The organism is Dokdonia sp. PRO95 (assembly GCF_000355805.1).
Taxonomy (GTDB): Bacteria; Bacteroidota; Bacteroidia; order Flavobacteriales; family Flavobacteriaceae; genus Dokdonia.
This window is the reverse complement of the sequence record NZ_CM001837.1, coordinates 817408-834670: the sequence shown is the minus strand read 5'-3', so window position 1 is coordinate 834670 and position 17263 is coordinate 817408. Positions and strand designations below refer to the sequence as shown.

Annotated in this window: 4 protein-coding genes, 2 tRNA genes and 1 pseudogene; 3 read left to right on the top strand and 4 right to left on the bottom strand. The window is 38.6% G+C overall.

The features are described from left to right. The first annotated feature begins 3 nt into the window (after nt 1-3). Nucleotides 4-3549, top strand: coding sequence for an efflux RND transporter permease subunit (locus D017_RS03590; protein WP_035334694.1), 3546 nt, complete (start codon nt 4-6; stop codon nt 3547-3549). Between the two features lie 140 nt (nt 3550-3689). Here D017_RS03590 and D017_RS03585 read toward each other — a convergent pair whose 3' ends face one another. Continuing rightward, nucleotides 3690-5045, bottom strand: coding sequence for a RagB/SusD family nutrient uptake outer membrane protein (locus D017_RS03585; protein WP_035334693.1), 1356 nt, complete (start codon nt 5043-5045; stop codon nt 3690-3692). 9 nt (nt 5046-5054) lie between these two features. Next, nucleotides 5055-8033, bottom strand: a complete 2979-nt coding sequence (locus D017_RS03580; protein ID WP_035334692.1) for a SusC/RagA family TonB-linked outer membrane protein — start codon at nt 8031-8033, stop codon at nt 5055-5057. A gap of 535 nt (nt 8034-8568) precedes the next feature. Between D017_RS03580 and mutS the strand changes: the two genes are divergently transcribed. After that, on the top strand, nt 8569-11187 hold the full coding sequence (gene mutS / locus D017_RS03575) for a DNA mismatch repair protein MutS (protein WP_035334690.1): 2619 nt from the start codon (nt 8569-8571) through the stop codon (nt 11185-11187). 59 nt (nt 11188-11246) lie between these two features. Here mutS and D017_RS03570 read toward each other — a convergent pair. Next, nucleotides 11247-11330: transfer RNA gene (locus D017_RS03570), tRNA-Leu, on the bottom strand. A 76-nt stretch (nt 11331-11406) separates the two neighbouring features. Then, nucleotides 11407-11478: transfer RNA gene (locus D017_RS03565), tRNA-Gly, on the bottom strand. Between the two features lie 510 nt (nt 11479-11988). On the opposite strand from D017_RS03565, the pseudogene D017_RS03560 reads away from it, so the two are divergent. Next, nucleotides 11989-17263: pseudogene (locus D017_RS03560) on the top strand (DUF11 domain-containing protein); the annotation flags it as partial.

Here is a 17263-nt window from a genome sequence, read left to right as displayed (position 1 = left end):
GCGATGACAGATAAGAAAAAGAAAAATGTAAACAAGGAGTTTGCGATTTCAAGTTGGGCGATAGATAATCCTACGATTATTTACGTTCTTATGGCGCTGTTTCTTGCCTTAGGGATGGGAGCCTACCTAGGGATGGCTCGTGAGAACTTTCCAGAAATTAATGAGACTAAAATTTATATCTCTGCACCTTACCCAGGTAACACTGCCGAAGATATAGAACGTCTCATAGTAGATCCTCTAGAAGATAAACTGCAGAATCTTTCTGACGTGGTAGAAGTATTATCTACCTCACAAGAAGATTATGCGATCATCACAGTAGAGTTTAAAGAAGGCGTAGATGTACAAGTTGCAAAGCAACGTGTTAAGGATGAGGTAGACTCAGAAACAGCAAATGAGGACTGGCCTACGTTTAACAACGCAAAGGTAGAGCCTAATGTTTTTGACCTAAGTATCTCAGAAGAGACACCTATTCTTAATGTAAACGTATCTGGTAACTACCCTACTATAAAACTCAAGGAGTATGCAGAGTACCTGCAAGACGAGATTGAGAGCCTTAAAGAAATCAAGGAGGCAACCATACGTGGTGCTCAAGAACGCGAGGTAGAAGTAGCGGTAGATGTGTATAAAATGATTGCTGCACAAGTAAGTTTTAACGACATACTTGCTTCTATAGGCAATGAGAATATGACCCTCTCTGCAGGTAACCTTATAAGCAGTGGGCAGCGTCGTAACATACGCGTTATAGGAGAGATTCAAAGCCCAGAAGAGCTTGAAGACTTTGTAATTAAATCAGAAAATGGAGCGATATACTTAAAGGATATCGCAACGGTATCATTTACAGAAGAAGATAAAACAACTTATGCGCGTGACCTCACGCTTTATGATGGAGACACCGTAGATGATGAGGAGATAAGCGAGACAGTAGTAATGCTAGATGTAAAGAAACGTTCTGGCGAAAATATGATTGAAGCTGTTGAGCAAATCAACGAGATTATCGAAAACGCCACGGCAGAGGTCTTTCCTCCAGATGTAGTCGTACGTACAGCAAATGATCAGAGTGCCAAAACAGAAAACCAAGTAAACGACCTTGTAAACAATATCATCTTCGGGATTATACTTGTGGTAGGTGTACTTATGTTTTTCTTAGGGTTTAAAAACGCACTCTTTGTAGGTTTTGCGATCCCTATGTCTATGTTTATGAGTTTTATGATCCTTAATTTAATGGGTTATACGATGAATACAATGATACTTTTTGCCCTCATTATGGGTCTAGGTATGCTTGTAGATAACGGGATTGTGGTGGTAGAAAACGTATACCGCCTTATGGATGAAGAAGGTATGGGACGCATAGAAGCGGCCAAAAAAGGTATCGGAGAGATTGCTTTCCCTATTATTATTTCTACACTTACAACCGTAGCAGCCTTTGTACCGTTAGGATTATGGCCAGGTATTATGGGACAGTTTATGATTTACTTCCCTATCACATTATCTGTGGTACTAGGTTCATCATTATTTGTGGCAATATTTATAAACTCGATGCTCGTATCACAGTTTATGAATACAGAGGAGAAGGCGCTTTCGCGAAAATTTCTCATACGCACATCACTCATTATGTTGCCTATTGGGTTAATGATATTATTTTTAGGTGGAAGCATACGCGGTCTAGGAAGTCTAGTGCTAGCGACTATTATCTTTATGTGGATCTACAAATACCTACTTAAAGGTGCCGCCGATGTTTTTCAGCAGCGATTCCTTACGTGGCTTGAGAAGGTGTATAAAAACTTCTTAGGGTGGTCTATTAGAGGCTACAGACCTATTGCATTTGTAGGAGGTATTTTTCTACTGTTAATTTTAACTTTTATGGCATTTGGAGGTTCTATAGGTGCAGGTCGTACCGCTATAGAGTTCTTCCCAGATAATAAGCCTAACCAGATTACGGTGTATGTCGAGTATCCAGAAGGAACAGCCATCGAGAAAACAAATGCCATTACTAAAGAAATAGAGCAGCGCGTCTTTAAAGTATTTAATGACGAAGCATATCTAGAGGGCGAAGATTACAATGCTCTTGTAGAAACTTCTGTATCACAAGTAGGTGAAGGTGCAGGTAACCCTCAAACAGATGGCGGTAGTGCTGCCGAGATGCCTCATAAAGCAAAAATTACGGCAACGATGCGTGAGTACAAGTACCGTAACGAGGCAGATAGTGAAGAGCTACGCTTTAAAGTGCAAGATGCCGTGAGAGGTGTGTACCCAGGAGTGGTGATTACAGTAGAAAAAGATGCTGCAGGACCACCACAAGGATACCCTATTAACATCGAGCTAGAAGGTAAAGATTACCAAGAACTCATTATCGCAGCAGAGCAAATGCGTAACTATATCAACAGCCGTAACGTGCCAGGTGTAGATGAGCTTAAGATTAATGTAAATAGAGGTAAACCAGGTACAGAGGTCATTGTAGATCGCCAGAAGGCTGGAGAGCTAGGTGTAGCAACAGGTCAAGTGGGTATGCAGCTGCGTCGTTCTATCTTTGGTGATAAGGCTGGAGTATATAAGAAAGACGGAGAAGATTATGATATCTACGTGCGCTTTAATGAAGAGCAACGTTATGATAAATCTGCTTTATTTAATCAGAATATTACGTTTAGAGACCCAGCAACTGGGCAAGTAAAAGAAGTGCCGGTGAGTGCTGTTACTACTACAAAAAACACATCATCTTTTAGCGCGATTAAGCACAGAGATTCAAAACGTGTGGTAACGGTATATTCTAACCTCGCTGCTGGATTTACAGATGCGGGTGTGGTAGTTGCAGCCATTCAAGAAGAGATGAAAAACTTTGATGGTGTGCCTAAGGATATCAAGGTGAATTATACAGGACAAATTGAAGAACAAGCTAAAGAAATGAACTTCTTAGTAAGTGCCTTCTTTGGAGGTCTTGCGTTAATTTTCTTCTTACTTATTTTCCAGTTTAGCTCTATATCAAAACCAGTCATTATTATGATTGCAATCTTCTTGAGCTTTATAGGAGTTTTTGGAGGTATTATTATAAGTGGAGCTCCGTTCGTGATTATAATGACTATGATGGGTATTATATCACTTGCTGGTATTGTAGTAAATAATGGGGTGGTACTTCTGGACTACACGCAGTTGCTAGTAGACAGAAAAGAGGTGGCGCTAGGTCTTGAGGACAAGCAATTACTTGATAAAAAGACAATGCAAGAATTGATTATAGAAGGAGGTAGAGCGCGTTTACGCCCAGTATTGCTTACTGCCATCACAACCGTTCTTGGTCTAATACCGCTTGCAATAGGTATTAACATAGACTTCTTTGGATTGTTCCAAGAGTTTGATGCAGGGATTTATGTAGGAGGTGATAACGTGATTTTCTGGGGACCACTAGCGTGGACAGTAATCTACGGATTAATCATAGCTACGTTCCTTACTCTTATTATCGTACCATTGCTATATTACATAGTATATCGTATTAAGTTCAAAATACGAGGAGGTAAAGAAACCGTAGAAGAAGAAAAAGAGCTGCCAGAAGCAGCATAAGTGATTAGTTAGTTAGTGTAGAAAAGCGCATTCGGCAATAAGCTGAATGCGCTTTTTTTTGTGGGTAATTACGCTTTCGCGAAAGCATAAAAAAACCCTCTCAATGAATGTTGAGAGGGTTTGAATGAACTATCTGAGTTTTATTGATTCTCAGTAAGCGGTATTGGAAATTGAGAGAATACATCATCATTTGCTCTGTCTATAGGGAGCTCATCAAGACGATTATAACGACGTACATCAATCCATCTGTGTCCTTCTGAATAGAGTGAGTACCTACGTTGCGTAAGCATCTCATCTGTAAGAGAAGCAGCATCCATAGCTCCAGCATAAGGATCGAGGCCAGCACTTTGTCTGATTAAGTCAAGTGCAACTATCGCTTCGGCAGGATCTATTGTAATATTTGCCTCTGCATAAAGTAATAATAATTCTTCGTTACGAATGATTGGAATATCATCAACATTAGAAGTGTAACGGAACACGTCATATTCACCAGTAAGACCGTCAAGTGTTAATGGGTTTGCAATAGTGTTGCCAGCATCATCTACAGCACTACGTAGTACTACTTTATTAAGTCTAGCATCTCCTGCTTCTGCATCTGTGATAAAAGATGGTTGCGCGATACGTGCACCTGCAGTAGATGAGTTGACAGCAAAAAACATAGGGTTAAGAAGATCCGTCTGATCTTGTGAAAAGTTGTGATAAACACCAAGATCGAGGTTTACATTATCTAACCTTAGGAAAGAATCATCAAGTAATGATAACACTCCTGCAAAATCCCCTTGATATGCTGCTATTCTTGCGGCAAGGGCATTACTTACTAAAGCAAAATCTGTTGGAACTTTAAAACTTTCAAATCCATCTGAAAGTTGAAACGGAAATTCATCACCTCCACCATTAAGATCTGTAGCAGCATCTGCTAAAGTAGTTCTTATAAAGGTTAGTGCCTCGCTTTTTGATACAAATGGTCCTAAGTTTGCTTCGTCTGCAACGTCTACACGTATGCCTCCCTCGTCTACTAAGTTTAGATTAAGTAATAACTCATGAGCAATCATTGTTTTTAAAAATCCAGTTGTTGCGCTAAGTTCCTCTGCAGTAAATATTGCAGATAGATCTTGACCTTCAATAAACCCTAAGATAAGGTTAGCGTTTTTTACGGTTCTATATCTAGCAGCCCAGGGAGTTGTAATATAGAAGGTATTATTGTCTAAGACAGCATTTTCTCCACCTAGCAAATCACTTGTATATCTAGGGTCTGAGCTTGAGAATCTATAGTATTCTCTACCTATAACTCCACAATTATCAAAGTAATTTCCTAAGCCTACACGGGAACTATAGAGCACTCCGCCTACTAGATCTTGTAAGTCACCGCGAGTTAGATTCTCTTCAAAGGCATCAACCTCGGGGTTATTTAAGTCTGAATATTCTTGTACGTCACAAGAATAAAGCCCAGCACAAATACTTAATGCGAGTAGGCTTTTGGTTATATATTTTTTCATCTTTTTATTTTAAAAATTTACAGCTAGGTTAAATAAGAATCGCTTAGAAGATGGGAAAGGTGTAACCTCTACGCCAGTAAAGATACCGCCACCACCAAAGTTTGAAACTTCTGGATCATAACTGTTGTAATCAAATATGTTGATTAGGTTTGTTCCTGAAAATCCTACTTTAATATTGTCTATGTTTCCTCCTAAGAAGTTTTCTAAAGTTGTTGTAGGTATAGTATAGTATAATCCTACTTCACGCAATCTTAAGTAAGATGCATCTTCTACAAATACATCTGCAGATGAACCAAGCTGGCTCACTCTATATGGACCATTTGCAAGAGTTCCAGAAGGATCAAGTCCAGAATCATCATAATCTGCACTTGTACCGTTTAAATCAGATAATAATGTAGTTAGGTTAATGTTATCTCCACCTTTTTTCCATTGCCATAAGAATGATAATTGAAAATCTTTGTATTGAAGGCTATTGTTAAGCGCCATTTGAAAATCTGGCTCTGAATCTCCAAACCTTTGGAATCCATTTGCACCTGGATTAGGGCCTATTCCTACTATCTGTGTAGCACTAGAACCTTCTTCAATTCTAAATGTACCAAGTGTTGCTCCAAATGCACCTACGTTAAAAGGATCAACATCAAGACGAGTGATTTTTGAGGTGTTCTTAAACCAGTTTACACTAGCATTCCACACAAAATCCTCTGACTCAATAATATTACTATTTAATGATAATTCAAGTCCTTTGTTTTGTAATTCACCTGCATTTACAAATTCGCTCGTAAATCCAGAAGATGGAGGTAGTGCTGAGTTAAGAATTAAATCATCAACAGTCTTAATATAGTATGTTGCAGAAAAATCTACTTTACCATCAAGAATACTAAGGTCTGTACCAAATTCTAATTCTTTTTGGCGCTCAGGGCTTAAATCACCATCTCCACGCACACCTACTAGGCTTATTCCTAATAGATCATTTGTAGAGAATGAAGTGTATGATGTAAATAATGCTCCAAAAGGAGCAAAGTTACCTGCCTCTCCATAGGCTACACGAAGCTTAAATTTGTCTACAAAGCTATCCTCTTTCCAGAAATCAAACTCATTAAAGTTTGCTGCAAGTGATGCTTTAGGGTAATAGTTAAGCTCGTTTGCATCTCCATTATTCGAAGACTTGTCTCCTCTTAATCCTATTGCTCCTATAAGCTTATCTTGAAAGTTGATTTCTTCTTGTACAAAAAATCCTGCATCTTCTTGAAGTAATCTAAACTGGTTAGTTCCAGTGTTAGCTGCTTGGTCAACATTAGTTTCTGAAGCGACAAGTCCGCTAGCCGTAATAAGTTGTGTATTTCTGTCAAAATACTCTCTTGTTACACCGGCTTGAGTTCTAAAAGATAAATCATTATCTGTTCTGTAATTATGTACCAAGAAAGCCGCTAGATTGTAGTTTCTGTTTTGAGTATCTCCTTGAACAGCAACCCCATTTTGACCACCATTAGCTGGTTTTTGAAATTGTAAATCTTTAGGGAAAATAGCTCTAGATTTCTGTCCATAAGTATCTAGACCTCCACGTAGAATTAATTCAAGACTTGATTTTTCTTTTTTGAAGATATCTAGATTTGCAGAAGCACCAACAATAAAACGATCTACTATTTCCTCATTAGTTACTCTATCTCTTGTCTGTAGAGGGTTTGAAGCACCAGATGGATTGTCTGGATATACACCATTTTCATCTGGAAACAACTGTAACCAAGGGGTTGTACCCGTTAAAGTCACACCAATAGTAGTACCTGAGTTGTCATTATTAAAGAAACCACGATCAGATTTTGAGTTGATGTAGTTTGTGTTAAGAGATACTTTTAAGAAGTCTGTAGCTCTATGATCTAAGTTAAGACGAAGTGAAGTCTTTTCATAGCCTGTGTTTTTTACAATACCATTTTCATCACTATGAGTCACACCAGCGTAGAAACGTGTTTTTTCATCTCCACCGCTCATGCTAAAATTAGTTTTGCTTATAAGACCTTTCTCGCCGTATATCTCTTCTTCATAATCTACTAATCTTCCCTCATCTCTAGCGGCTACAAAAAGTGGTACTGCTTCTGCACCAAAGCTATCCTCTACGCGTTGCTCATTGTAATTGCGTAAACCTAAAAGTCTTGTTACTTGTGTCCACCCAAAAGATTGACCAAATTTAAACTGAGTTTCTCCAGCTTTACCTTTCTTAGTTGTGATAATAACAACCCCGGCAGCAGCTCTAGAACCATATATTGCTGCAGCAGATGCTCCTTTCAGTATTTCAATATTTTCAATATCATCCGGATTTATATCTGCTATTCTGTTTGTAGGGTTATCTTGATTTGAAGCACTTCCTCCAGCAGATGCGGCAGAAACTGCATTAAGACCAGCAGAAATAGATGAATTATCTACATAGATACCATCTATAATGTATAACGGTTGAGTGTTACCTTGGATAGAGGTTGCACCACGAAGCTTAATAGAAAGTCCTCCACCTGGTGCTCCAGAATTCTGACTCACGAGTGCTCCAGCAAATTTACCATACAAAGCCCCATCTAACGTAGGTGGTGGTGTGGTACCAGTAATTTGCTCTGCTGATACGGATGCTACTGCATTTGCAGCATTCGATCTCTTTACAGAAGAGGCTAGACCAGAAATTACTATTTCATCTAGCGACTCTGATGATTCTTCAAGAGTCACATTCAGTGTCTGTGAACTTGAAATTGTTTGTTCTTGTGTTGCATACCCTAAGTATGAAAATTCTAAGGTTCCAGAATTACCGTTTAGTGTTATCGAGTAATTACCATCAAAATCTGATGTAGTTCCGTTTGAAGTTCCTTTTTCAATAACATTGACAAAGGGAATTGGGTTATTTCCAGCATCTTTAATAACTCCCGTAACAACAGACTGTCCCATTAGGGCACAAGGAATTAAAAATAACAAGAAATAGACCATTTTGAGTAATGGGTACTTTTGTTTCATTTGATATTTGATTTAGTTTATAATTCAAATTATGGATAATATTTAACTTATTTAACTAATAGTTAACTATATGCTAATAATTTTCTAAAAATTACACGAAATAAGCGAATTTGCCAATAGTCATCTTAATTCTTCAAATAAATCAGCTTTCTTTTGAGAACTTTTCAAATCATATGAGATTAATTATTTGATAATAAGTTTGTTGAGGGTGTATCTTTTAATTTTCAAAAAGAATAATGAGATGAATTATATGATTTAACAATAAAAACAGCTACCCTCAGTATTTGTTATCGGTATTTAAATATCCATAGCTAAAATCTATTGAATTTGGATTCGTTTAGGCTTGTTTGAAAAGGAATATTTAAATTGACAAACACTTGTCTTGGGTGTGATGAGAAATGCTCTTAAAACGCTTTATTTTGCGCTTTCGCGAAAGCGTGTGTATAAAATGTGGAAAAACTAGGAAAGTCTAATCATTTTTGAGAAAGCCAACCCAATAGAATACCGTACTTTTATTTTTCTTAAAATAAATGATTTGGCTAAGAAAAAAGTGACCCCCTTAATGCAGCAATACAATGGTATTAAAACAAAATACCCAGATGCTTTGTTGCTTTTTAGAGTAGGAGATTTTTATGAAACCTTTGGAGAAGATGCTGTAAAAGCAGCTGCTATTCTCAACATAACATTAACGAGTCGAAATAATGGTGGTGATCGAACGGAGCTTGCGGGCTTCCCACATCATTCTTTAAATACTTACTTGCCTAAGCTTGTAAAAGCAGGTTGTAGAGTAGCTATTTGTGATCAACTAGAAGATCCAAAGCAGACTAAGAAAATAGTAAAGCGAGGGGTGACAGAGCTTGTGACACCAGGAGTTGCAATGAATGATGATATTCTTTCGGCAAAGACAAATAATTTCCTTGGTGCTGTTTTTTTTAATAAAGAAAAGGTAGGTGTCGCTTTTTTAGACGTGTCTACTGGTGAGTATCTTACTGCACAAGGAGATGTAGCTTATGTAGATAAATTATTGCAAAATTTTGCTCCTAGCGAGCTGTTAGTCTGTAAAAAGCAGAAGAAATTATTTTTAGAAGCATATGGCCCAGATTATCATACTTTTTACCAAGAAGATTGGGTATTTCATATAGACTATGCTACAGAATCTCTTCATAAGCACTTTGATGTAAATTCTTTAAAAGGGTTTGGGGTAGAGCATCTTTCAGAAGGGGTGGTTGCGGCTGGTGCAGCGCTTCATTATTTAGGAGAAACACAGCATCACAAGCTACAGCATATCACGAGAATAAGCCGTATTGCCGCAGATGATTACGTGTGGATGGATCGTTTTACCATAAGAAATCTAGAGTTGTATAACTCAGCTTCTGGAGTAAAATCTGTTACGTTAATAGATATAATAGACAAGACCACTTCGGCTATGGGAGGTCGTTTGCTTAAACGATGGCTGGCATTGCCTCTCAAGCGCCTCGATGAGATTGAACGTCGTCATGAGGTGGTTACTTTTCTCTCAGAAAATGGAGAAATATTTGATAAAATACAGGCCAACATTAAAAAAATAGGAGATTTAGAGCGTCTCATAAGTAAGGTTGCTACTGGTAAGATTAGTCCGCGAGAGGTTATACAGCTTAAAAATTCTCTCGAAGCTATTGTTCCTATTAAAGGACTAGCGCTTAGTACGGATAATGAATCTCTCAAAATAATAGGGGAGCAGCTTCAAGATTGTGCAGTGCTGCGTGATAAAATAAAAGAAACTCTGACTGAAGACGCTCCAGTATCTATTGTAAAGGGTGGGGCAATCGCTGCGGGCTTTCATAACGAACTAGATGAGTTAAGAGCGTTGTCGCAAGGAGGTAAAGATTATCTAGAGCAGATGCTAGAGCGCGAGACTAAGCGCACGGGAATCACATCGCTTAAGATAGCTTCTAATAACGTTTTTGGATACTATATAGAGGTGCGCAATACCCATCGTGACAAGGTGCCAGAGGAGTGGATAAGAAAACAAACGCTTGTTAATGCAGAGCGATACATAACAGAGGAACTTAAGGAGTACGAAGGTAAAATTCTAGGAGCCGAAGAGCGTATCCAAGCGATAGAGCAACAACTTTTTGTTGCACTAGTAGGCTGGATGAGTAGTTTTATTCCTCAAGTGCAGGCTAATGCTTCTCAAATTGCACAGCTAGATTGTTTGTTGGGATTTACACAGTTAGCCATGGAAAATAATTATGTAAGACCTACACTAGACGAGTCGCAGGTAATTGATATAAAAGAGGGGCGACACCCTGTGATAGAAAAGCAGCTACCACTGGGTGAGGCTTACGTGACTAATGATGTCTTTTTAGATAGAGATGACCAGCAAATGATTATGATCACTGGGCCTAACATGTCTGGTAAGAGTGCTATCTTGAGACAAACGGCATTGATAGTCTTACTAGCACAAATGGGAAGTTTTGTGCCAGCTCAGGCGGCTCATATAGGTCTTGTAGATAAAATCTTTACAAGAGTAGGGGCGAGTGATAATATCTCTATGGGTGAAAGTACCTTTATGGTAGAGATGAATGAGACGGCGAGTATACTTAATAATTTAAGTGATCGCAGTTTAGTCTTGCTAGATGAGATAGGACGTGGTACCAGTACCTATGATGGGATATCGATTGCCTGGGCTATCAGTGAGTTTTTACATGAGCATCCGGGGAGGCCTAAAACGCTTTTTGCAACGCATTATCATGAGCTTAATGAAATGTGTGAGACATTTGAACGCATCAAGAACTACAATGTCTCTGTAAAAGAGCTTAAGAACAATGTATTGTTTTTAAGGAAACTAGTTCCGGGTGGTAGCGCCCACAGTTTTGGTATTCATGTAGCAAAAATGGCGGGAATGCCGCAGCAAGTATTGCGTAGGGCTACTAAAATGATGGAGAAGCTAGAAAAATCCCATGGAAGTGAAGAGCTTACAGGTAAGATTAAAGAAGCGGGAGATGAAGAAATGCAGCTTAGCTTTTTTAATCTAGATGATCCATTGCTAGAAGATATTAAAGAGGAGATTTTGCATATAGATATTGACACACTTACACCAGTAGAGGCGCTTATGAAGCTCAATGAGATAAAGAGAATGCTTGTTAAAAAGAAAGGTGGCGCTACTTCTTAGGAGATTAATTAAACGCTATAGCTATAAAATAGAAAAGGCTTCCTAATGGAAGCCTTTTGTACTCGAGACGGGACTTGAACCCGTACGTCCTAATGGACATTGGATTTTAAGTCCAACGTGTCTACCAATTCCACCACTCGAGCATTTTCACAAATGTGAAAAAAATTGGTATTTATTTTTATAATACGCTTTCGCGAAAGCGTTATAATTTCAAACTAGAGCGAAAGACGAGATTTGAACTCGCGACCCCCACCTTGGCAAGGTGATGCTCTACCCCTGAGCTACTTTCGCATTACATTCTGTAAGAACGACGCTATTTCTCGTAGCGGATGCAAATTTAATCTTTTTCTTCTTTTGGCAAAGGGTTTTTTAGATTTTTTTCAAACTTTTTTGAGCTATTCTCTGTGAGATCTAACCTTTGTTTTTTAGAAAAATAATAGTCTGATTGAGTGTCTGTTGTAGGAATTGTCGGTAAGTTTGATGTTTTTAATTCGTTACATTTCGTAAAAGACTGATATAAAGACGTTTGTGTTTATGTGCTTTCTGTGTCATTCGTCGACACAAACGCGCATTTCATCGAAATATACATGTAGAATATCTACTAATGGTTAAATTTAATCGATTAAGTGTTTATTTTTAACACTGTATTGGTATAAAATTCTAATTTTGTTTGTGCAAACGTAAGTGTGTTATTTTTGACTTTAATTTCACATTGAGATAACGCAGAAAAGAAAATGATATCTGATGTTTGTTAAGGCCTCAGGTTGTATTAAAAGTTGAATTAAGTTATAATTTATATATATGGGAAAAATTACTATTCCTTCCGGACAGATTGAAAAGTTGCAATTGTCAATTATCTCAAAGAAGATACTTGTCCTAATTGCGGTATTTGGTTGTTTTACATCTTCCTTGTATGGTCAATGTGTGGGTACTGCTACAGATTGTGATGGTGACCTGGTGTCTAATACTGTGGATGAAGATGATGATAATGATGGAATCTTGGATGATTTAGAGTGTCCGTTTGTCGTTCCTACTGGTGGGGCAGTACAATCTGATGCAATTGTTTATACTACTTTAGGTGGTAAGCAGGTTTTTACTATTGGAGGAAATACAAACGGCTTAGGTTTTTCTGAAACCGGCTGGGATGTGGCTGTTACCGGCACTGGGGCGAGCATACAGAGTGAGCTTAATTTAACGAGTACCACATTTTCAAACGGAACTGTTAGTGGGTTTAACGATGCTGCTAATCCTGTGGCAAATCCTTATAGTGTTTTTCCTACTAATAATGGAGCTTGGGCGTCAGGTAGTGATACGCGAACTTTGGGTGTTAATCCAGGTACTGCGAATTTAGAGGCAGATCAAAATTTAGTGTTTTCGACTGTTATAAACTTTACAACGCCAGTTTATGCATTTGGCTTCGATTTGATTGACTTTAATGATCATGGAGATGAGATCTTTACTGATACTTGGGAGGTTTATGTAGATGGTGTTCTTGTATATCAGTTGGGACCTGAGTTGTCTATGAATGCAGGAATTACAGGTCTTTACCCTGTTTTTAGTGATCAGGGAGTTCCTTTGGGTGACGTATTGCAGGGTGAGAATACTGAAAATTTTATTGGTTTTATAGGGCGTGAGGCAGTAAGTCAAGTTGAAATAAGGAGGACGTCTGTTTTTGATAATTCTGCAAATCCCTTATTAACTGGAGGTACAGATTTTCACGGAATAGATAGTTTTAGATTTACCACAGATGCTCCTTTTGATACAGATGGTGATGGTGTTGCAAATTGTTTTGATAATGATAGTGATGGTGATGGCTGTAGTGATGTTTTAGAGTCTGGTGGATTAGATCCTGATGGCGATGGAATACTTGGTGTGCTGCCAACAACTGTTGATGGTGCTGGCCGTGTCACAGGTTCTGGGTCGGTAGCTGGAGGGTATAATGGGCTTAGTGGAAATGAGCTGAATGCGGTTCAAGTTAATGTTGCTGCTGGTAACCCTATGGATCAAACTGTGTTTGAGGGTGATTCTGTGAGCTTTACAGTATCAGCTAGTGCAGATGAAGCTACGTTTTATAGCGGTGGTTCACCTACTTATAGTGTTCCTGGTAATGCGGATGGAGGTTTAAGATATCAATGGTATCTAGGTGATCCGGATTTTTCAGGAGTGCCTATTGCTCCTGGAGATACTAATTATAGTGGCGCAGACACAAATACTTTAACAGTTAATGACTCTTCTGGATTAAACAATACTGATTATTTTGTTGTTGTTAGTCATGATGAGAATGTTTGTGTGTCCGAAAATAGATCAGCAGTGTTAACATTTCTTCCAGATCCGTGTGATGCACTAGCATCTGGTAATCCAGATAATGACGGTGATGGTGTTAGTGATAGCTGTGATCTAGATGATGATAATGATGGTGTTTTAGATACAGAAGAGTGTGGAGTATTACTGCCAGTAGGAGTTACTGGAGTTGGTACGCAAACCATATCCGGACAATACGCAGGAGATTTATTCACTTTAGATTTTCAATTGGCGACTACTACCGCAAATCCGTTTGTTTTTCAACGTAGACCAACACTTATAGTAGATCCGAGAACCACGGAGCCAATAACGCTTACTAGACAGATAAGTGGGATAACAGAAGGGCTACAGGTTACTTGGGATGAAGGTGATAATGGTCGACCACAACTTGCTGGGTTGAGTGAAATGGATCTAACACTAACATTAGATAATTTACAGAATGGACAATTAACAAGTTTGAGAGTAGCAAGTGCTGCTCCAGGGACCACGTTTGCTGGGCAAAATGCAGTCAAAGAAATAACTTTAACTTGGCCGGGAGGTACCTCTGCAGTGTTAAATGATCCTCTAGGTGAAATAGTGAGTCATGCAGATGGAGCTGTGATTTCTTCTGGAGATGTACTAAGCTTAAATTCAGGAACTCGTCAAATTCAGTTTTCTAGATGGACTTTAGATATTGATTTAGAGGGTGCTACGTATCCTTTTGTCTTAAATTACGATACTGATTCTAATGTAAATACAAATTTTGAAGGTTTTGCATTTATTCCAATAGGTTGTTCAGATGTTGACGGAGATGGAGTGGTTGATTCGTTTGATTTAGATAGTGATAATGACTTGTGTAATGACGTTTTGGAATCTGGCGGTCTTGATCCAAATGGAGACGGAATATTGGGGGCAATACCAACTATGGTAGATAGTGATGGGCTAGTAATAGGAAGTTCTCCTGCAACGGGAGGTTATGATGGAGCAAACGGAAATGAAATTGTAGCAACACAAGTTAATGTTACAGCAATGGAACCTGCCGATCAAACGGCTACAACTGGTGAGTCTGCTACGTTTACAATTACGGCAACAGCAGATAATTCGACTGGATTTACAGCAGGTGTTCCAGATTACGGAACTCCTGGAAATGCAAATGCCGGAATAAATTATATGTGGTACATAGGTGATCCAGATACATCTGGAACTCTTATTACTGCAGCAGATACTAATTATAGTGGAGAGAATACAAATACTCTTACGGTTAATGATGTAACAGGATTAGACGGTACTGAGTATTTTGTTGTAGTAAGCCATGATGATAATGTGTGTTTTACAGAAACTCGTTCTGCTACACTTACTGTGTTGCCAGATCCTTGTACAGATGGGGCTATAGCGGGAACTATAACAGCAAATGATGCAGATGGTGATGGTATAAATAATGCATGTGATCTTGATGATGATAATGATGGAATTCTAGATGAGAATGAATACAATAGCAATTGTAGTGCAGTTACCACTCAAAATATTCATTTTACAGATTCCTCATTTAATCAAGTAGCTGCAAATTCTAATGATGGAGATTTAGTTGCTTATTTAAAAGATTTTGTAAGTGATGTAACTGCAGTATCAACGACAATAATAGGAACTGGAACTTTTTCCGCCAATAGTCCAAATTATACTGACGGGGGCATACAAGTAGATATGCAGTCACGTAACGGTAATAACAATGTTACAGGGACGTCTACTGAAATCGTATTTTCTGAACCTATTTTTTCTCTTGAATTTAACTTGAGGAGTTTAGGTAGAAATGCATCTGGGACCTATAGTGAAAATCAAAATATCAAATTTTATAGTGAAGGCGTTCAAGTTCAGTTTCCCGCAGTAATTTATAGCGGAAATGCAAATCCGGTTGGAGCTGGGGCTTCATATGACCCATTATCTGGAGATGCAATAGCTGCTATATTAGGAGGTACTGCACAGGAGGCTAATTTTAGATTCGATATTAACAAGCCAATAGATAGAATTGTTATTTCTCAATTACCATCAGCAAATGCAGATAATATTGGATGGCGTATAGTGCCACTTTGTGCAGCTTTTGTAGATACAGATGGAGATGGCATCTTTGATCACCGAGATATAGATAGCGATAATGATTTATGTAATGATGTTTTAGAATCTGGCGGGTTGGATCCAAATGGAGATGGAATTTTAGGTGCTTTACCTGTGATAGTTGATGCTAATGGTTTAGTTACAGGAACAGCTCCTACTACAGGAGGTTATGATGGAGCAAACGGAAATGAAATTGTAGCAACACAAGTTAATGTTACAGCAATGGAACCTGCTGACCAAACAGCTACAACAGGTGAGTCTGCTACTTTCACTGTTACGGCAACCGCAGATAATTCGACTGGATTTACAGCAGGTGTTCCTGATTATGGAACTCCTGGAAATGCAAATGCCGGAATAAATTATATGTGGTACATAGGTGATCCAGATACATCTGGAACTCTTATTACTGCAGGAGATACTAATTATAGTGGGGAAAATACGGATTCATTAATAGTAAATGATGTAACAGGTTTAGGTGGTACAGAATATTTTGTTGTCATTACACACGATGATAATGTGTGTTTTACAGAAACACGTTCAGCCACGCTTAGTATTGCGCAGGCTGATGTGAGTATTGATAAAGTATTGGTTGATAGTAGTCCTTACGTAGTGGGGGGTACAGTGACTTATACATTAACAGTAAGTAATGCAGGTCCAGATGAAGCAACTAATGTTGTAGTTACAGATATTCCTGAAAATTTGACAATTACAAATGTTTCGGATGGTTGTACTGCATTGCCTTGTACTATAGCAAGTATTGCTGCTGGAGTTGCCAATAATGTGACAATAACAGTTGAAGCAACAATTGATAGTGAGGGAGCCTTCTCAAATGGTGCTACTGTACAAGCAGATCAAGATGATCCGAATACTGCCAATAATCAAGATTTATCAACAGATGCAAATAATCAAGGAGCAGTTCCTAGTGTTCCACCAGTGGTACAAAATGATGTAAGTGCTCCGAGTACTCCAGGAGCTACAGTAAGTTTAGATCCAACCGCCGATAATGGTTTTGGAATAGATGATGATGCAGACGGTACATTAGATGTTACGAGCGTGAGCTTAGTAGTTCCAGCTGGAGCTACGATGGTACAAACGGATGCAGATGGCGATATTATTGGGTACACAGTTCCTGGTGAAGGAGTTTGGGAAGTTAATCCTGTAAACGGTGAGATTAGTTTTGCACCAGTAGCTGGTTTTAATGATGATCCAACATCTCCTGCCACTTATACAATAGATGATAATGCGGGTAATACTTCTAATCAGGCTACAGTAACAATTGATTATGTGCCTGTTGCAACAGTAGATGAGATTACTGACGTTATGCCAGGCATGGATGCTGTAATTGATGTATTAGCAAATGATGTTGATGGGGATCTTGTAGATCCTACTACAGTAATGATAATAGACCCAGCAAATCCGGGAGTTCCTGTGACAAGTTTGGTAGAGCCTGGAGTAGGAGTATGGACTGTTAATCCTTCAAGCGGAGCGATTACGTTCGCACCGTGTACTGGAGCCGGAGTTCCTGATGCTAGTTGTACAGGAGTATTTGAAGGTAGTCCAATGGACATCTCTTATATAGTATCAGATAATGAAGGTAATGCGACAACTCCTACAAAAGTAAGTGCAGCTTATGCTGTTCCACCAGTAGCACAAAATGATGTAAGTGCTCCGAGTACACCTGTAGCTA